Annotated in this window: 14 protein-coding genes; 7 read left to right on the top strand and 7 right to left on the bottom strand. The window is 74.8% G+C overall.

Going from position 1 to position 17,143, the window contains the following annotated elements; all coding sequences use genetic code 11:
- Nucleotides 1–2: 2 nt before the first annotated feature.
- From ACIPSC_RS13600 to ACIPSC_RS13610, 3 genes are read right to left on the bottom strand one after another with little or no spacing between them, the layout of a single operon-like run.
- Entirely contained in the window at nucleotides 3–1,646 is a 1,644-nt protein-coding gene (locus tag ACIPSC_RS13600) for an FAD-dependent oxidoreductase (protein ID WP_400825487.1), read from the bottom strand.
- Complete coding sequence (locus ACIPSC_RS13605; protein WP_400825488.1) at nucleotides 1,643–2,287, bottom strand: dTDP-4-dehydrorhamnose 3,5-epimerase family protein; 645 nt, start codon at nucleotides 2,285–2,287, stop codon at nucleotides 1,643–1,645. Before ACIPSC_RS13605 ends, ACIPSC_RS13600 begins: the two co-directional genes overlap by 4 nt.
- A complete protein-coding gene (locus ACIPSC_RS13610) occupies nucleotides 2,275–3,435 on the bottom strand; it encodes a nucleotide disphospho-sugar-binding domain-containing protein (protein WP_400825489.1) in 1,161 nt (386 codons plus the stop codon). The genes ACIPSC_RS13605 and ACIPSC_RS13610 overlap by 13 nt, the downstream gene beginning before the upstream one ends.
- 198 nt (nucleotides 3,436–3,633) lie before the next feature.
- On the opposite strand from ACIPSC_RS13610, the gene ACIPSC_RS13615 reads away from it, so the two are divergent.
- The 4 genes from ACIPSC_RS13615 to ACIPSC_RS13630 all read left to right on the top strand — a co-directional run bounded on the left by ACIPSC_RS13615 (nucleotide 3,634) and on the right by ACIPSC_RS13630 (nucleotide 8,367).
- Nucleotides 3,634–4,800 (top strand): nucleotide disphospho-sugar-binding domain-containing protein, encoded by a 1,167-nt coding sequence (locus ACIPSC_RS13615; RefSeq protein WP_400825490.1) that lies wholly within the window; start codon nucleotides 3,634–3,636, stop codon nucleotides 4,798–4,800.
- Between the two features lie 86 nt (nucleotides 4,801–4,886).
- Nucleotides 4,887–6,164: an acyltransferase family protein gene (locus tag ACIPSC_RS13620; RefSeq protein ID WP_400825491.1), complete on the top strand. Its 1,278-nt coding sequence runs from the start codon at nucleotides 4,887–4,889 to the stop codon at nucleotides 6,162–6,164.
- Nucleotides 6,161–7,363, top strand: a complete 1,203-nt coding sequence (locus tag ACIPSC_RS13625) for a nucleotide disphospho-sugar-binding domain-containing protein (RefSeq protein ID WP_400825494.1) — start codon at nucleotides 6,161–6,163, stop codon at nucleotides 7,361–7,363. Before ACIPSC_RS13620 ends, ACIPSC_RS13625 begins: the two co-directional genes overlap by 4 nt.
- Complete coding sequence (locus ACIPSC_RS13630; protein WP_400825495.1) at nucleotides 7,360–8,367, top strand: NAD-dependent epimerase/dehydratase family protein; 1,008 nt, start codon at nucleotides 7,360–7,362, stop codon at nucleotides 8,365–8,367. Before ACIPSC_RS13625 ends, ACIPSC_RS13630 begins: the two co-directional genes overlap by 4 nt.
- A gap of 99 nt (nucleotides 8,368–8,466) precedes the next feature.
- On the opposite strand, the gene ACIPSC_RS13635 is transcribed toward ACIPSC_RS13630, so the two are convergent.
- On the bottom strand, nucleotides 8,467–9,693 hold the full coding sequence (locus ACIPSC_RS13635) for a methyltransferase domain-containing protein (RefSeq protein WP_400825496.1): 1,227 nt from the start codon (nucleotides 9,691–9,693) through the stop codon (nucleotides 8,467–8,469).
- A 170-nt stretch (nucleotides 9,694–9,863) separates the two neighbouring features.
- Nucleotides 9,864–12,338 carry an excinuclease ABC subunit UvrA gene (locus ACIPSC_RS13640; RefSeq protein WP_400825497.1) on the bottom strand — a complete coding sequence of 825 codons (2,475 nt, stop codon included), beginning with the start codon at nucleotides 12,336–12,338 and terminating at the stop codon, nucleotides 9,864–9,866.
- Between the two features lie 64 nt (nucleotides 12,339–12,402).
- On the opposite strand from ACIPSC_RS13640, the gene ACIPSC_RS13645 reads away from it, so the two are divergent.
- Genes ACIPSC_RS13645 through ACIPSC_RS13655 form a run of 3 tightly spaced genes read left to right on the top strand, consistent with a single transcriptional unit; the run spans nucleotide 12,403 to nucleotide 14,798 of the window.
- The gene (locus ACIPSC_RS13645) at nucleotides 12,403–13,056 is read left to right on the top strand and encodes a PadR family transcriptional regulator (RefSeq protein ID WP_400825499.1); all 654 of its coding nucleotides are present in this window, start codon (nucleotides 12,403–12,405) and stop codon (nucleotides 13,054–13,056) included.
- Entirely contained in the window at nucleotides 13,053–14,030 is a 978-nt protein-coding gene (locus tag ACIPSC_RS13650) for an ATP-binding cassette domain-containing protein (RefSeq protein WP_400825500.1), read from the top strand. The genes ACIPSC_RS13645 and ACIPSC_RS13650 overlap by 4 nt, the downstream gene beginning before the upstream one ends.
- Before the next feature lie 12 nt (nucleotides 14,031–14,042).
- Entirely contained in the window at nucleotides 14,043–14,798 is a 756-nt protein-coding gene (locus tag ACIPSC_RS13655) for an ABC transporter permease (RefSeq protein WP_400825501.1), read from the top strand.
- Between the two features lie 89 nt (nucleotides 14,799–14,887).
- Here ACIPSC_RS13655 and ACIPSC_RS13660 read toward each other — a convergent pair whose 3' ends face one another.
- Complete coding sequence (locus tag ACIPSC_RS13660) at nucleotides 14,888–16,162, bottom strand: AMP-binding protein (RefSeq protein WP_400825502.1); 1,275 nt, start codon at nucleotides 16,160–16,162, stop codon at nucleotides 14,888–14,890.
- Complete coding sequence (locus tag ACIPSC_RS13665; RefSeq protein WP_400825503.1) at nucleotides 16,155–17,138, bottom strand: aldo/keto reductase family protein; 984 nt, start codon at nucleotides 17,136–17,138, stop codon at nucleotides 16,155–16,157. Before ACIPSC_RS13665 ends, ACIPSC_RS13660 begins: the two co-directional genes overlap by 8 nt.
- Nucleotides 17,139–17,143 lie beyond the last annotated feature (5 nt).

Here is a 17,143-nt window from a genome sequence, read left to right on the forward strand (position 1 = left end):
GGTCACACCTCCCGGGCGGCGCGGCGCCGGCCGCGCAGCACGTCGAGGGCGGCGGCGAGGTCCGCCGGGCCGAGCCGGTCGCCGCGGGCGCAGAGGTAGCCGTCCGGCCTGACCAGCAGCCAGCCGCCGGGCGGCAGGCCGAGGTCGGCACGGAGCGCGCCGCCGGGGTCGGGCAGCGCCCCCGGGCCGTCGCCGGCGACGGTGCGCACGGACAGCCAGTCGCCGTGCTCCGCGCGGGCCGCTGCGGCGGCCTCGGCCGCGCCCGCGGGGCCGGCGGCCACCAGCAGGCTGGGCCGCAGGTCGCGCAGCTCGTCGAGCAGGGCGCTCCAGCCGGGGCCGTCGGCCCGCTCCGCGGTGACCTGGCTCAGCCGGCTGCCGGCCCGCGGTCCGGCGGCCTCGGCCGGACGGCGGTCGGGCACGGTGAGCGGGCTGTCGGCGTACTCCAGCGCCAGGGCGGACATCGAGCCGATGATCTTCCGCTCGATCCGGCCGCGCAGCGGTGCGAAGGTGCGTACCAGGGCGAACACCACGGGCAGGGCCGCGCCGGCGGCGGAGTTGCGCAGCTGCACCAGGCGGGTGGCCTTGCGGGTGGAGCCGAGCAGCGCCCGGCCGACCGGCACCCGCTCGGCCGAGTAGCTGTCGAGCAGAGCGGGTTCCGCGTGGCCGTGCTCGACCAAGGCGAGCTTCCAGGCGAGGTTGTAGGCGTCCTGGAGGCCGGTGTTGAGGCCCTGGCCCGAGGCGGGGCTGTGCACGTGGGCGGCGTCCCCGGCGAGCAGGCAGCGGCCGCTGCGCATGGCCGGGATCATCCGCTGCTGGATGGTGAAGACCGACACCCAGCCGGGCCGGTGCACCGTGACGGGCCGGCCGAGCCCGCGGCGCAGCTTGCCGGCGAACCGCTCGGCGACGTCCTGCGGATCGCCCTCGTAGGAGGTGTCGGCGGTGTCCAGCAGCCGCCACTTGCCCTCCTGCGGGAAGGGGATGGCCATGACCGTGCCGCTGCCGACCTTGACCCAGTGGATGCTGTTCTGCGGCAGGTCCATGTCGACCTCGGCGTCGGCGATCAGCCAGGTCTCGGTGGAGTCGCCGATCAGCGGCAGCCCGAGCAGCCGGCGGACGGTGCTGTGCCCGCCGTCGCAGCCCACCAGCCAGCCGACGGAGGCGCGTTCGGGGCCGGCCGGGCCGCGCAGCTCGACGGTGACGCCGTCCTCGTGCTGCTCGAAGCCCTCCAGCCGCACCCCCCACTCGATCTCCACGCCCTGTTTGGCGACGGCCTGGCGCAGTACGTCCTCGGTGGCGGCCTGGTCGATCATCAGGGTCATCGGGAACCGGGTCGGCACCCGCGAGTAGTCCGGGCCCAGCACGGCCAGCCGGCGGCCGTTGAGGTGCATGGTGAAGCGCTGGATCACCCGGCCGCGCGGCATCATGTCGGCCAGCACGCCCTGCTGGTCGTAGACCTCCAGCGACCGGGCGTGTGTCGCCATCGCCCGGCTGGTGGCGGCGGGGCCGTCGGCCGCGTCGACCAGCCGCACCGGCACGCCGCGCTTGGCCAGTTCGAGCGCGGTCGCCAGGCCGACCGGTCCGGCGCCCGCGATGAGTACCCGCGGCCCGTCCGGCGGCGCCGCCGGGCCCTTCTCCGCCGTCGTCATGTCCGCCTCCTGGCAGTCTCGGTGGGGCCGGCCGGTCCGGTGGGGTCCGTGGCGGGGCCGGTGGGGGAGCCGGCCGCGCGGGCGGCCGAGGCGAGCGGGAGCAGCCCGGCGCGGCGCGCCTCGGCCAGCGTCGGGGCGAGGCGGTCGCGGTCGGAGAGCAGCCGGTCCGCGGTGTCCGGCCACGGCAGGGCCAGCTCCGGGTCCAGCGGGTGGACCGCCCGCTCCAGCTCCGGCCGGTAGGGCGCGGAGCACAGGTAGAGCACCGTGGCGTCCTCGGTGAGCGCGGTGAAGCCGTGGCCCAGCCCCGGGGCGAGCTGTACGGCCCGCCAGTGGCCGGGTCCGAGCCGGACGGAGTCCCAGCGGCCGAAGGTGGGCGAGCCGACCCGCAGGTCGACCACGACGTCCAGCACCTCGCCGGCCACGCAGGTGACGTACCGGGCCTGCCCGGGTGGTGTGCTGACGTAGTGGATGCCGCGGACCACGCCCCGGCGGGAGACCGAGAGGCCGGCCAGGGCCACCGGCATCGGCCCGTCGGGGCCGACCGGCCGGTCCGCCGAGTACAGCTCCGCGAAGGCGCCGCGCTCGTCGTGGTGCGGCCGCAGGGTGACCTCCCACGCCCCCTCCACCGCTAACGGACGCATGCCGCACGCTCCTTCCGCACCAGCTCCGCCAGGACCGGGACGACCTCCGCGGGGGCGGGCAGGCCGGCGATCTCCCCGGCCAGTCCGGCCGCGGCCGTCCGTGCCGTCCGGTCCGCCAGCAGCGCCCGCACACCGTCCGCGACGCCCGCCGCGTCGGCCCGCTCGGGCGGCAGCCAGCGGCCCGCCCCGAGCTCGGACAGGCGCTCCGCGTACGTGGTGGTGTCGGACAGGTAGAACGGCAGGACCAGCTGCGGCAGGCCGTGCACCAGAGCCGTCATCGCGGTGCCCGGGCCGCCGTGGTGGACCACCAGGTCGCAGGCCGGCAGCACGGTGTCCAGCGGGAGCCAGCCCGCCGCGCGCACCGAAGCGGGCAGCGCTCCGGTGGGCGCGGCGTCACCGGTGGCCAGCACCGTCTCCACGCCCGCCGCGTCCAGGGCGTCCGGCAGCGTGGCCAGCAGCCCCGCCCTGGCCGCGGGCGCCATCGAGCCCAGCGTCACGCAGACCCGGGGGCGCTCGCGCGGCTCGCGGAGCCAGGACGGCACCCGGGCGGGCCCGTTGTACGGGACGTAACGGATCCGCCGGACCGGTCCGGCCGGCCCGCCCGGGAGCTGCAGCCGCGCCGGGCACGGGTCCAGCCGCAGCTGCGGCGCCGGCAGGCCGGGCAGCCCCAGCGCGGTCAGCTCCGGCGCGAGCTCCTGCTCCGCCGCCTCCGCGAACAGCCCGGAGAGCCGCAGCCCCCAGCCGTGCTCCACCCAGGGCAGTCCGAGCCGTCCGGCGGCCAACCGGCCCGCGTACTCGGTCGGTTCACTGACCACCAGGTCCGGGCGCCACTGCTCGGCGATCCGCAGCGTGCGCTCCAGGACGTGCGCGGCCAGCCGGCCGAAGCCGCGCCCGCTGCGCCGCGCCCGCCCCTGCGGGTCGGCGGGCCGGGGGGCCGGCGTGCCGTCCCGCTCGAAGCCGATCATCCCGCCCATCGACACCGCGCCGGCGCTGGCGACGGCGGGCAGGCCCGCCTCGCCCGCCACCCCGGCGAATTCCCCGGGGGCCGCCAGCAGGACTTCGTGGCCCGCCGCCCGCAGTGCCCAGGAAAGGGGCACGAGCGGCAGGACATGCCCGTACATGGGCGCCGTCGTGAGCAGAATCCTCATGCGCCCCACCATGGCAGAGCGGGGCCGCCCCGGAATAGGCCGGAAGCCGCTCCTCGATTCAGGGTCGAGCCGGACTCGACCGCTTCTCAGGTCCGCGCGCGGGAAACTGCGGGCGGGCCGTACCGGCCCAGGAATCGGAGGGCCCCGAAAATGCGCGTGCTGTTCACGACTTTCCCCTCGCCGTCCCACCATTTCCCGATGGTTCCGCTGGAATGGGCGGTGCGCTCCGCCGGCCACGAGGTGTGCGTCGCCAGTGCGCCCTCGCTCACCGCGGCGGTGCTCGGCTCCGGGCTCCCCATGGTGGAGGTCGGCTCCGCGGTGGACCTCGGGGGCAGCGCACGCAACCGCGACCTGTCCGCCTGGCACGACCACGACCGCTGGCCGGCCCGCTGGCCGGTCGAGCCCGACCTGCTCGACGCCTCCCGCAAGCAGCTGCTGGAGGCGCTCGGGCAGCGGCAGTTCGCCATGGCCGCCGGCATGCTGGACGACCTGCTCGCCTTCGCCCGGCACTGGCGGCCCGACCTGGTCGTCCACGACGCCGTCTCCTACGCCGGCCCGGTGGCCGCCGCCGCCCTCGGCGTGCCGAACGTCAGCCACCTCTGGGGCAGCCCCGGGCTGCAGAAGCTGGAGATGAAGGGCTTCGGCGACGAGCCGCAGGACGGCTACGTCGAACTCTTCGAGCGGGTCGGCGCCGAGGTGCGGCTGCGGCCCGCCGCCTGGATCGACCTCTGCCCGCCGAGCATGGGCTTCGGCCCCGCACCGGACGTCCGGCAGGAGCGCTACGTCCCCTACAACGGGCCCGGCACGCTGCCGGACTGGCTGCTCGAACCGCCGCAGCGCCCGCGGGTCTGCGTCACCTGGGGCGCCACCACCGCCAAGCTGCTCGGCCCGGCCATGACGGACCTGCTGCGCAAGGCGGTCGAGGCGGTCGCCGCCCTGCCGGTCGAGGTGGTCCTGGCCACCACCGCCGACCAGCGCGAGCTGCTCGGAGACCTGCCGGACCGGGTGCGCACCGCGGTCTCGCTGCCGCTGCACCTGCTGCTGCCCGGCTGCGCCGCGGTGGTCCACCACGGCGGGTCCGGGACCACCCTGACCGCGGCCCGGGCCGGCGTCCCGCAGGTGACGATCACCCGCCGGCCCGAGCCCACCCTCAACGCCGAGCGCCAGGCCGCCACCGGCGCCGGCATCCACCTCACCTACGGCGAGCTGGACCGGGAGGCCGACCCGGTGGCCGCGATCCGCGAGCGGGTGGCCGCCGTCGTGGCCGGCGGCCCCTACCGCGAGGCCGCCCGGCGGCTCGCCGCGGAGATGGCCCGGCAGCCCGCCCCGGCGGAGGTCGTCACCGAACTCGAAAAGCTGGCCTGAATTCCCCGCCGGTCGTTCGCCGGCCGTTCCGCCGGACCGCCGAAACCCCGTCCCCAGGCACTTCGCCCCAGCAGAGAGAGGCATTCATGAGAAAATCACCGTCCGTCGCCGCGGTTTCCCCCGGATCGGCCGTCGACCACCTCGTGTCGCTCACCGGACTGCGTGGAATCCTCGCCCTCACGGTATTCGGCGCGCATTTCTTCCTCTCCTTCAGCTTCGCCGGTGGCACCTTCGACTGGAAATTCCAGCAGGACGTCTTCCACGTCCTGTTCTCCCGCTCCGGCGGGCCCGCCGTCGCCTGCTTCTTCCTGCTCAGCGGCTTCGTGCTGACGTACATCGCGCGCCCCGGGGACACCGCGCGCTCCTTCTACCGGCGCCGGATCGCCAAGGTCTATCCGGTGCACCTGGTCACCGCGGCGATCGCCTTCAGCCTGATCGCCGTCCGCTACGGCGTCCCCGGCGCGAAGGTCACCCTCTCGCACGTCTTCCTGGTGCAGAACTGGGTGCCCAGCCAGTGGTACTACCTGACCCTGACCGGCCTCGACTGGTCGCTCAGCTGCGAGGCCCTGTTCTACCTCTGCTTCCCGGTCCTGATCTTCGTACTGGCGCGGGCGCGGAACTGGCAGCTCTACACCGCCGCGGCGGTCTGCGCCGGGCTCGCCTTCGTCCTGCCGTACGTGGTCTCGCACACCTTCACGATGACCAGCCCCGACCCGATGGAGATGGTCCCGACCCAGGACTACGGCGGCCCGATGGGGTACTGGTTCGCCTACATCTTCCCGCCGATGCGGATGGCCGAGTTCGTCATCGGCATCGCGCTCGCCCTGCTGGTGCGCCGCGGCGCCTGGCGCGGCCCGAACGCCGCCGTCGCCCTGCTGCTCACCGCGGCCGGCTGGGGCATCAACCTCCACCTCCCCAGCTACCTGTCGCTGGGCGCCGGCATGGTGATCCCGTTCGCGCTGCTGATCGCGGCGCTCAGCACCGCCGACATCACCGGCGGCTGGTCCCCGCTGCGCTGGCGGCCGCTGGTGTGGTTCGGCGAGATCTCCCTCTCCTTCTACCTCACCCACCTGCTGGTGCAGGAGGAACTCTTCAGCCGGCTCTGGCAGTTCGGCGTCGACCGGGACTGGCTGCCGGTCCCGCTGCCGGTGCTGTCCTGGTGGGTCGGGCTCCTCTCCTTCGCCGCCCAGTTCCTCATCGCGCTGACCGCGGCCTGGCTGCTCTACCAGCTGGTCGAGCGCCCGATGGTGCGGCTGCTGCGCCCGCGCGACGTCCCGCCCCTGCCGATCACCACCGCCGCGCACGGCGCACCGCAGCCGCACGCCGCCGAGCGGGCCGACGAGAGCCGGCTGGTGGAGAAATGAGCGAGCTGCGCGTCCTGGTCACCGCCTCCGGCTGGCCCACCCACTACATGGCCATGGTGCCGCTCGCCTGGGCGCTGCGCGCCGCCGGCCACGAGATCCGGATCGCCGCCCAGCCGTCCATGCGCCCGGCGATCGTCCGCTCCGGCATGCCGATGGTGCCGGTCGGCCCCGACGTCGACTACCTGGCGGTGCGCCGGCGGACCCTCTCCCAGGAGAAGGCCGACGGCACCCCCGGCACCGCCGAGGAGATCCGCGAGGCGGCCGCCGCCGACGACGGCGGGCTCTTCGGCGCCTGGGCCGAGGCCACCACCGCGGCGCTGGACGACACCGTCGCCTTCGCCCGCGCCTGGCGGCCCGACCTCGTCATCGGCGACACCATGGCCCCGGCCGGCCTGGTGGCCGCCCACGTCCTCGGCGTGCCCGGCGTCCGCCACCTCTGGGGGCCCGACATCCTCGGCTCCGAGGGCGGCGAGAAGCTCCTGGACATCCTCCCCGGCTACTGGGAGCCCTACCGGCGGTACGGCCTGGACCTGCAAGGACGGGACCCGGCCCACCGCACCGTCTCGCCCTGCCCGCCCAGCCTGCAGGCGCCGCCCGCGCCGACCCGGCTGCAGCTGCGCTGGCCGCCCTACAACGGCCCCGGCACGGTGCCGGACTGGGCCGACCGGCCCGCCGGGCGCCCGCGGATCGCCCTCACCTGGGGCACCTCCACCACCGGGGTCCTGGACGGCGCCGGCACCAGCCTGGCCGACGTCCTGGCCGGGCTGGCCGGGCTCGACGCGGAGATCGTCGTCGCCGTCACCGCCGAGGAGCGCGAGCGGCTCGGCACCCCGCCGCCCGGCGTCCGGGTGCTGGAGAACCTGCCGCTCCACGTGCTGCTGCCCGGCTGCGCCCTCCTGGTCCACCAGGGCGGCTTCATGACGGCGCTCACCGCCGCCCACCACGGCGTGCCGCAGCTGCTGCTGCCGCAACTGCCCAACCAGATCAGCGACGCCGAGGTGCTGGCCGGCTCCGGCGCCGCCCGGGTGCTGCCCGCCGGGCGGACCGGGGCCGAGGACGTGCGCGCCGCCGCCGAGGCGCTGCTCGGCGACGACTCCCACGCCGAGGCCGCCCGGCGCCTGCAGCAGGAGATCCTGGACCAGCCCACCCCGCGCGAGGTCGCCGCCACCCTGGCCGACCTCGCCGCCGCCGGGACGTGAGCGCGGCCCCCGGCGACGGCCGTGCACCGCTGGTCGTCGTCCTCGGGGCCTCGGGCTACATCGGATCGGCCGTCGTGGCGCAGCTCGCCCGGCGGCCGGTCCGGCTGCGCCTGGTGTCCCGGCGGCCCGTGGCCCGCCCCGTGGTGGCCGGGCGGGCGGTGGCCGACCACGTGGTGGCCGACCTCGCGGTGCCCGGCGCGGCCGCCCGGGCCGTGGCCGGCGCCGACGCCGTCCTCGACCTGGTGGCCCACCTCGACCCGGCGGTCGGCTGGCGTGCCGTCGAGGGCGGCGGCGCGGAGCTCGGCGAACGGCTCGGCGCCGGCCTGGTCCGCGAGATCGCCGGCGCCCTGCGCGCCGAGTGCCGCCCCGCAGGAGCGCCGCCCCCGCTGGTGGTCCTGGCCGGCTCGGCCTCGCAGGCCGGCCGCGGCGGCGTGGTCGACGGCTCCGGCCCCGACCGGCCCGCCACCGTCTACGCCCGGCAGAAGCTGGCCGCCGAGACGGAGCTGCTGGCGGCCGGCGCCGAGGGCGTGCTCCGCGGGGTGTCGCTGCGCCTGCCCACCGTCTACGGCAGCGGCCCCGGGCCGGACGGCCACGGGGTGGTCGCGGCGATGGCGCGGCGCGCCCTGGCGGGGGAGCCGCTCACCGTCTGGGGCGCCGGGAGCGTCGTGCGCGACCTGCTGCACGTCACCGACGCGGCCGCCGCGTTCGCCGCCTGCCTCGACCACGGCGCCGAACTCGCCGGCCGGCACTGGCCGGTGGGCACCGGACGGCCCGTCCCGGTCCGGGAGCTGTTCACCGCGCTGGCGCGGGCCGTCGCCGAGCGCACCGGCCGTCCGGCCGTCCCGGTCACCTCGGTGGCGCCGCCCGCGGCAGCGACGGCCGCGGACGCCGCGGGCACCGTGGTGGACGCCTCGGCGTTCCGGGCCGCCACCGGCTGGCGGCCCCGCCGGGAGTTGCCCGAGGCCCTGGCCGAGCTGGCGGCCGCCCTGGCCGACCGCCCCTGAACCCCCCTGTACCGCGCCTGAACCACCTGCCGCACAACGGGCCGGCCCCGCTCGACGATCGAGCGGGGCCGGCCCGTTGCCGTGGTGCGCCGGAGCGGCTCAGACCACCTTCACCTCGGGCACGTAGACGATCCACCGTCCGCCCGCGCGCCGGAACCCCTCCTCCTTGGCCATGATCTCCTCGGCGTGGTTCCAGGCGAACAGCACCGCGTAGTCGGGGTAGTCGGCCCGGAACTCCTCCGGCGAGCGGACCGGGATGTGCGAGCCGGGGCTCAGCCTGCCCTGCTTGGCGGGCGTGCTGTCGGCGACGTACGACACCAGCTCGGGGCCGATGCCGCAGTAGTTGGTGAGGGTGGCGCTCTTCGCGGTGGCGCCGTACGCGGCGACGGTGGCGCCCTCGGCCTTGCAGCGCTCCAGCACCGCGCGCAGGTCGTCGCGCACCTTGTCGACGGCGGCCGCGAACCGGGCCAGGGTGTCCCGCTCGGTGATCCGGGCCGCCTTCTCGCGTTCCAGGAACAGGCCGACCGCCGGGCTCGGGGTGCGGGCGCCGCGGCGGGCGACGGTGTAGCGGATCTCGCCGCCGTGCACGGTCAGGTGCTCCACGTCGACCAGCTCGAAGCCGTAGTGGGCGGCCATCGCCTGCACGGAGCGGACGGTGAAGAAGTAGAAGTGCTCGTCGTAGATCTGGTCGAACGAAGTCTGCTCGATGATGTCCGCCATGTACGGGTCCTCGAAGACGAAGACCCCGTTCGGCGCGAGCAGGGCGTCGACGCCCCGGAACACCGAGTCGACGTAGGAGATGTGCGAGAAGGTGTTGGCGGCGTAGATCACCTGGGCGGGCCCGTCCGCGGCGGCGATCTCCGCGGCCGTCGACTCCTCGAAGAAGGCGTTGCGCACCCGGATGCCCTTGGCGGCGGCGGCCTCGGCCACCCCCTTGCACGGTTCGACGCCGAGGTGGCGCCGGCCGGCCCGGTGGACCGTGTCGAGCATGATGCCGTCGTTGCTGCCGAACTCGACCACGAAGGCCTCGGGGTCGAGCAGCTCGGTGTCCAGGAAGTGCCGTGCGGTGGCCCGGAAGTGCTGCTGCATCACCGTCGAGCCGGACGAGTGGTACGGGTAGTCGGTCCGGAACATCCGCTCGCGCGGGACGTCCTCCAGCAGCTGGACCATCGTGCAGGACTCGCACTGGGCCACCGCCAGGCGGTGGAAGAACTCCTCGGCACCGCCCTGCGGGTCGACGAAGGCGTCGGCCAGCGGTTGTCGGCCGAAGTCGAAGAACTCGTGGACGGCGCCGCCGCAGATGCGGCATTCGGACGTGGCAGACATGATGGCTCCTCAACTCCTGTCGATGACGCGGACCCGCCGGCCGGTCGGGCGGTGGCCCCGGGTCGGACCGCCCGCGCCGGGGCGATCCCTTGATCGGGATCGTCCCGGACGCGACTCGACAAACGGTTGAGGTGTGCTGGACGAGGGCGGCCCCGGGGCGGCCCTCCCCGTCAGGCCGGGACCACCCGGCGCAGGTACTCGCCGGTGACGCCCGGGCCCGCGGCGATCTCGGCCGGCGTGCCCTGGCTGACCACCCGGCCGCCGCGGTCGCCGGCGCCCGGCCCCATGTCGATGATCCAGTCGGCGCAGGCGGCGACGTGCAGGTCGTGCTCGGCGATGACCACCGAGTTGCCGCTGGCCAGCAGGGTGTCGAAGGCGTCCACCATCTTCTGCACGTCCGAGGGGTGCAGCCCGGTCACCGGCTCGTCCAGCAGCACCAGGCCGCGCCCGCGCCCGGTGGTGCCGAGCAGGATCGCGTTGGCCAGCTTCAGCCGCTGCGCCTCGCCGCCGGACAGCTCGGTGCCGCTCTGGCCGAGCTGGAGGTAGCCGAGGCCGGCCCGCTGGACGGCGCGCAGCGTGGTGGCCAGGCCGGCGGGCGCGGTGAGGAACTCCGCGGCCTCGTCCACGGTCAGCGCGAGGATCTCGTCGACCGCCTTGCCCTGGTAGGTGACGCTCAGCACCTCGGGGGTGAACCGCCGGCCCTCGCAGACGTCGCACTCCACCCACATGTCGGGCATGAAGTGCAGGTCCACCTGGCGCCGCCCGTAGCCGGTGCAGGTCTCGCAGCGGCCGCCGGGGGAGTTGAAGGAGAACGCGCCGGGGCCGAGGCCGAGCGCCTTGGCCCGCGGGGTGGCGGCGAACAGCTTGCGGACGGTGTCGAAGGCCTTGGTGTAGGTGGCCGGGTTGGAGCGCGGGGTGCGGCCGATCGGGTCCTGGTCGACGACGGTCACCCAGCCGAGGCGCCCGGCGCCCTCGACGCCGGCCATGGCGGCCGGGCGCTCGCCGCGCAGCACCGCGTCCATCCCGGCGCCGAGTGCCTGGTGCAGCAGGCTGCTCTTGCCGCTGCCGCTCACCCCGGTGATGCAGGTCAGGGTGTTCAGCGGGATGTCCACCCGGTCGAGCCGGACGTTGTGGACGTCGACGCCGAGCAGGCTCAGGCGCGCGGCCGCGCCCGCGTCGAACCGCTTGGCGCGCCGCACCCGCGGGCCGCGTCCGGCGAGGTAGGCGCCGGTGACGGACTCCGGGTGGCCGCTGAGCTCGGCGGTCGGCACCGAGGCGACCAGCGTGCCGCCCTGGCGGCCGGCGCCGGGCCCGAGGTCCACCACCCAGTCGGCGAGGGCGATGAGCTCGGGGTCGTGCTCGACCAGGAGCACGGTGTTCCCGGCGTCGCGCAGGTCGGTCAGGATCTCGCGCAGCGGGTGCTTGTCGGCCGGGTGCAGGCCCGCGCTCGGCTCGTCCAGGACGAAGATGATGCCGCTGAGGTCCATGTTCAGCTGGGCGGTGACCCGGGCGCGCTGGAGCTCACCGCCGGAGAGCGAGGGCGCGGTGCGGGTCACCTGGAGGTGTCCGAGCCCGAGCTCGACCATCAGCCGGACCCGGCGGGCGAGGTCCGGCAGCACGTTGACGGCGACCTCGCGCTGCATCGGGGTGAGGGTGGCGTCGATGCCGTCCACCCAGGTGCGCAGCTCCTCCACCGGCAGCTTGATGACCTCCGGGTAGGTGAGGCCGCCGACTTTGAGGGTGCGGGCGGTCTCGCCGAACCCGCTGCCGTGGCAGGCGGGGCAGGACACCCGGACCATGAAGCGGGCGTAGGTCTCGCGCGCGGTGTCGGTGCCGGAGGCCTCGTAGAGCCGGGTGACCTCGGCGACGGCGCCGGCCAGCGGCACGCTGCGCTCGATCACCGTCTCGGTGCCGGACTTCTTGTGCTTGCTGGTGATCTTGAAGGTGACCGCCTCGCCGTCCGTGCCGTGCAGGACGGCGTGCCGGAACGCCTCCGGCAGCTCCTGCCAGGGCCGGTCGAGGTCGGCGCCGTGCTGCGCGGCGAGGGTGGGCAGCGCCAGGTGCTCGCCGGAGTTGGTGCGCCCGAACCACTCGCCCGCGCCGCCGAACAGCGGGAGCTCGGGCCGGGTGATGATCCGGTCCGCGTCGGCGCTGTCGGTGTGGCCCATGCCGGCGCACCGCTTGCAGCGGCCCTCCATGCTGTACCGGTCGAAGTAGGCGCTGGTGAGGTTGCGCAGCTCGGGGTGTGCGACGGCGAGCGGGCCGAGTGCGGGCATCCGGGCGAAGAGCAGCCCGAGGAAGTCGTTCAGCCCGCTGATGCTGCCGAGGGTCGAGCGGGGGCTGCGGTTGAGCCGGCGCTGGTCGACCGCGAGGGTGACGCCCAGCCCGCTGATCCGGTCCACCTGGGGCCGGTCCTTGGGCGAGATGAACTGCCGGAAGAACGGGGAGATGCCGTTCAGGTACCGCAGCTGGGCCTCCGCGTGGACGGTGTCGATGGCCAGCGACGTCTTGCCGCTGCCGCTCACCCCGGTGAAGGCGACGATCCGGTTCTTCGGAAAGGTGACGCTGACGCCCTTCAGGTTGTGCGTCCTGGCGCCGACGATCTCGATGACATCCCCGCCCGGGACGTGATCCGTGTGGCTCACTGCTGCTCCTCCGATGCCGTCCGATGAACTTGACTCGCGATACTACTCTCACGATACTAAAGCCGTGAATCTAACTCGACTCATGGTTCTCGGGACGCTGCAGAACAGTGGTCCGCTGCACGGCCACGAAATCCGCCGCATCGCCGAGGTGACGAGCGTCAGCAGTTGGGGCGGCGTCAGCGTCGGAGCCCTCTACCGTGAGCTCCGGACGATGGACGAGACCGGCCACGTCGAGTCCGTCCGAACCGAGCAGGTGGGCCGGCGGCCGGCGAGAACCGTCTACCGCATCACCGCCCTCGGCGAGGCCGAACTGCGCGGGCTGCGGGAAGAGGCCGTCACCGAGATCCACCACGGCACCGACCCCTTCGGCGTCGCGCTGCTCTTCACCCGGACCGACGACCTGCCGACCCTGCTCGACCTGCTCAAGCGCCGCCGCGACGCGATCCGGGTGATGCGCGACGGCATCGCGGCGGAGGGCGAGGCCCTGCACCGCGCCGGCACGATCGGCCCGCTCGACGCGGCGATGTTCCGCCGCCGGGTGATCCAGCTCGACGCCGAACTCGCCTGGCAGGACGACCTCGACCGGGTCATCGAACAGGCCGTCGCGGACTCCTCCGGCGAGGCCGACCCGGCAGCAGCGGCCGACCGGGCCGACGCGAGCGACCAGACCGACCAGGCCGACGAGACCGACGATCCGACCACGGAGGTCCACACATGAACATGATCGAAGTCCACGGGCTCGCCCGGACGTTCCAGGCGCCGCACGGGGAGGTGAACGCGGTGCGCGGCGTCGACTTCACGGTGTCCGCCGGCGAGATCGTCGGCTTCCTCGGCCCGAACGGCGCCGGGAAGACCACCACCCTGCGGATGCTCACCACCCTGCTGCGGCCGACCGCCGGCACCGCCACCGTGGCCGGCGCCGACCTGCTCGCCGACCCGGTCGGCGTCCGCCGCCGGATCGGCTACGTCGCCCAGGGCGGCGGCGCCAACCCGGCCGAACTGGTCGCCAACGAGCTGATGCTGCAGGCCCGGCTCTACGGCATGTCCAAGGCCGAGGCGCAGACCCAGATCGACTCCCTGGCCGCCCAGTTAGGCCTGGCGGAGCTGACGACGCGGCTCGTCGGCAGCCTCTCCGGCGGCCAGCGGCGCCGGCTCGACATCGCCCTCGGCCTGGTCCACCGGCCGCCGCTGATCTTCCTGGACGAGCCCAGCACCGGCCTCGACCCGACCAGCCGCAGCAACCTCTGGGAGCACATCCGCCGACTGCGCGACGAGCTCGGCGCCACCGTCTTCCTCAGCACCCACTACCTGGACGAGGCCGACGCGCTCTGCGACCGGATCCTCATCATGGACCGCGGCACCATCCTGGTCGAGGACCGCCCCGACGAGCTCAAGCGGCGGGTCGCGGGCGACGCCGTCACCATCGAGGTCGCCCCCGGCGGCGTGCGCGAGGCCGCCGCCGTGGTCGAGGGGCTGGACGGCACCTACGGGCTGAGCACCACCGGCGACACCCTCCGGTTCCGCACCGAGCACAGCAGCCGGACCATGATCGACCTGCTCCGCGCCCTGGAGGCGCGCCAGGTCGAACCGGTGTCCGTGCAGGTCGACCGTCCGACCCTGGACGACGTCTTCCTCACCCTCACCGGCCGCTCCGAGGAACCCGCCGCTGCCGCCACCGCCGGCGCCGTCTGAACAGAGGCCGACATGCAGACCCTCCGTGACACCCTGCTCGTCTTCGACAACCAGGTCCGCTTCACCTTCCGCAACAAGATCACGATCATCCTCGGTCTGGTCCAACCCGTCCTCTACCTCCTGCTGTTCGGACCGCTGCTGACCAAGGTCGGCGGCATGGGCGGCGACGGCGACACCTGGCAGACCTTCGTCCCCGGCGTGCTGGTCTACCTCGCCCTCTTCGGCGCCGGCTTCTGCGGGTTCGGCATCATCTCGGATGTCCGCTCCGGCGTGATCGAGCGGCTGCGGGTCACCCCGGTCAGCCGCTTCGCCCTGCTGATGGGGCGGGTCGGCCGCGAGGTCGCGATCCTGCTCACCCAGTCGGCGATCATCGTCGTGGTCGGCGTGCTGCTCGGCCTGCGGGCCGGCGTGCTCGGCGTCCTGGCCGCCGTGGTCCTCGTCGTCCTGCTGGGCATCGCGCTGGCCTCGCTCTCGCTCGCGCTCGGCGTCGCCCTCAAGTCCGAGGACCAGTTCGCCCCGCTGCTCACCTCGGCCGCCCTGCCGATCATGCTGCTCGCCGGCATCCTGCTGCCGATGAGCCTCGCCCCGACCTGGCTGGACGTCATCTCCCGGCTCAACCCGCTGCGGTACGTGGTGGAGGCCATCCGCGACCTGTTCGCCGGCCACTACACCACCGCGGCCGTGCTGGAGGGCACGCTCGTCTCCGTCCTCCTGGCCGCCGTCTGCGTCTACGTCGGCACCCGCACCTTCGCGCGCGAGAACGCCTGACGGGAGCGGCACCCGCACGGCGGAGGAGCCCGAGGAGCCGTCCAGGCTCCTCGGGCTCCTCCGCCGTGCCGGCACCCGGGCGGTGGTGCTCACCCGGGCAGGCGGCCCTCCAGGTAGAGGTACCCCTCGCGGTCGACCCGGCCGACGTCCCCGGTGCGCAGCCAGCCGCCGTCCAGCACGCGCCGGGTGGCGGCCGGATCGCGCCAGTACCCGCTCATCATGTGCGGGGCGCGCAGCCGGATCTCGCCGGAGCGGCCGGCCGGCCGCCGCTCGCCGTCCGGGCCGCAGACCCGCACGCCGACGGCGGGCAGCGGCTGCCCCACCGAGCCGAGCAGCTCCGGCCGCGGGCCCGCCGCCGCCCGGTGGTCCTCCTGCCGCAGCAGGCTGATCGCGCGGACCTCGCTGCTCACGTAGTTCTGCGAGAGGATCGGCCCGAACGCCTCCACCGCCCGCCGCACCACGGCCGCGGGCACCGGCCCGTTCCCGTACGGCAGGTAGCGCAGGCTCGACAGGTCGGTGCGGCCGAGGTCCGGGTGGGCGACCAGCTCGGTGAAGTGGTGCGCCGGCAGGTAGGTGCTGGTGATCCGCTCCGAGGCCACGGTGGCCAGCACCCGGCCGGCGTCGAAGCCGTTCATCAGCATGACCGTGCAGCCCGCGCGCATCAGCATCAGCGCGACCTCGCCGCCGTTGCCGGCCAGCGGGCTGACCGCCAGCGTGGTCACCCCGGCCGGGAAGTCGCCGAGTTCGCCCTCGTGCGGGCGCCGCCAGGTGACGTTCATCGCGGCGAAACGGTGGACCGCGCCGCGGCGCGGTCCGGTGGTGCCGCGGGAGTACGCCACCAGGGCGACGTCCTGCTCCCGGGCGCGCGGGCGCATCGGCCCGCCCGGCATCCGCGCCGCCAGGGCTGACAGGTCGGTGCCGAACCCGGGCACGCCGAGCGAGAGCACGCCGGGCTCCGGCGCGCCCAGCGCCGCGGCGCCCCGGCGGTCGACCACGAAGACCGCCGGCCGCTGCTCGGCGGCCACCGTGCGGGCCGCCGCCACGTCCGCTGGGTCGCCCGCGTGCAGCGGAACGAACCGGCAGCCCAGCAGGTGGGCGGCCAGCCGCACGGCGACGTGCTCGGGGGAGTTGCCGGCCAGGCAGACCACGCCCTCGCGGTGGGTCATCCCCATGTCCTCCAGGGCCCGCGCGATCCGGCTGCTCCGCTCCACCAGCTCGCCGAAGCTCACCGACCGGTCGCCGTCCCGCAGCGCGGTGCGGCCCGGCCACCGGCGCAGGCCCTCGAAGAGCTCGGCCGCGTAGCGGGACGGCTCGCCGCGCCCGGTGCGCTCCTCGGTCAGCAGCGACCGCCGCGGCTCAGCCATCGGAACCCCCGTCGGCCACCACCGGGCCGAGGATGTCGTCGATCCGGGCCATCAGCTCCGGTTCGAGCTTCACCCCCGATGCGGCGGCGTTCTCCCGGACCTGCTCCGGCCGGGAGGCGCCGATCACCGCGCCGGCCACGTTCGGCCGGTGCAGCACCCAGGCCACTGCCAGCTGGGACGGCGTCAGACCGGCCTCGGCGGCGACCGGCTCCAGCCGGGCGACCCGCTCCAGGACCTCGTCGGTCAGCAGCCGGCGCATGAACCTCGCCCGGCCGCCGACCAGCTCGGCCGCGCCGCGGGAGCCGTCCGGCGCGGGGATGCCCGGCCGGTACTTCCCGGTGAGCACACCCTGGGCGAGCGTGAAGTACGGGACCTGGCTGATCCCCAGCGGTTCGCAGACCGGGATCACCTCGGCCTCCGGCTCGCGCCACAGCGCCGAGTACTGCGGCATGTTGTAGACCAGCTGGACGTTCATCGCGCGGGCCAGCGCGGCCGCCTCGGTGATCTGCGGCGCCGTCCACTCGGAGACGCCGATGTAGAGCACCTTGCCCGCCCGGACGAGGTCCGCGAAGGCGGACACGGTCTCCTCCAGCGGTGTGTTCGGGTCGTAGCGGTGCGCCGTGTAGAGGTCGACGTAGTCGGTGCCGAGCCGGCGCAGCGAGGCGTGCAGGGCCTCGCGGACGTGCTTGCGGGACAGGCCCGAGCCGTTGGGCCCGGTGCCGGTGGGGAAGAAGACCTTGGTGCAGATCACCACGCCGTCCCGCGGCTCGCCGGCCAGGGCGCGCCCGAGCAGTTGCTCGGAGCGGCCCATGCCGTAGATGTCCGCGGTGTCGAAGGTGGTGATCCCGCTGTCCAGGGCGGCCCGCAGGCAGCCGAGCACGCTCTCGTCGGGCGTGCTGTCCTGCGGGTAGAGCAGGTTGCCGAAGACGACCTCGCTGATCCGCAGCCCGCTGCGGCCCAGGTGCCGGTGCTCCATGCCGG

The sequence above is a fragment of the Kitasatospora sp. NPDC090091 genome (assembly GCF_044747365.1).
In the GTDB taxonomy this organism is placed as follows: Bacteria; Actinomycetota; Actinomycetes; order Streptomycetales; family Streptomycetaceae; genus Kitasatospora.

Bases quoted from the DNA above. Each gene is read 5' to 3' on its own strand.
- ACIPSC_RS13620 (WP_400825491.1), top strand. From the start codon at position 4,887: ATGAGAAAATCACCGTCCGTCGCCGCGGTTTCCCCCGGATCGGCCGTC.
- ACIPSC_RS13655 (WP_400825501.1), top strand. From the start codon at position 14,043: ATGCAGACCCTCCGTGACACCCTGCTCGTCTTCGACAACCAGGTCCGC.
- ACIPSC_RS13615 (WP_400825490.1), top strand. From the start codon at position 3,634: ATGGTTCCGCTGGAATGGGCGGTGCGCTCCGCCGGCCACGAGGTGTGC.
- ACIPSC_RS13660 (WP_400825502.1), bottom strand. From the start codon at position 16,162: ATGGCTGAGCCGCGGCGGTCGCTGCTGACCGAGGAGCGCACCGGGCGC.
- ACIPSC_RS13610 (WP_400825489.1), bottom strand. From the start codon at position 3,435: ATGAGGATTCTGCTCACGACGGCGCCCATGTACGGGCATGTCCTGCCG.
- ACIPSC_RS13605 (WP_400825488.1), bottom strand. From the start codon at position 2,287: ATGCGTCCGTTAGCGGTGGAGGGGGCGTGGGAGGTCACCCTGCGGCCG.
- ACIPSC_RS13665 (WP_400825503.1), bottom strand. From the start codon at position 17,138: ATGGAGCACCGGCACCTGGGCCGCAGCGGGCTGCGGATCAGCGAGGTC.
- ACIPSC_RS13600 (WP_400825487.1), bottom strand. From the start codon at position 1,646: ATGACGACGGCGGAGAAGGGCCCGGCGGCGCCGCCGGACGGGCCGCGG.
- ACIPSC_RS13635 (WP_400825496.1), bottom strand. From the start codon at position 9,693: ATGTCTGCCACGTCCGAATGCCGCATCTGCGGCGGCGCCGTCCACGAG.
- ACIPSC_RS13650 (WP_400825500.1), top strand. From the start codon at position 13,053: ATGAACATGATCGAAGTCCACGGGCTCGCCCGGACGTTCCAGGCGCCG.
- ACIPSC_RS13625 (WP_400825494.1), top strand. From the start codon at position 6,161: ATGAGCGAGCTGCGCGTCCTGGTCACCGCCTCCGGCTGGCCCACCCAC.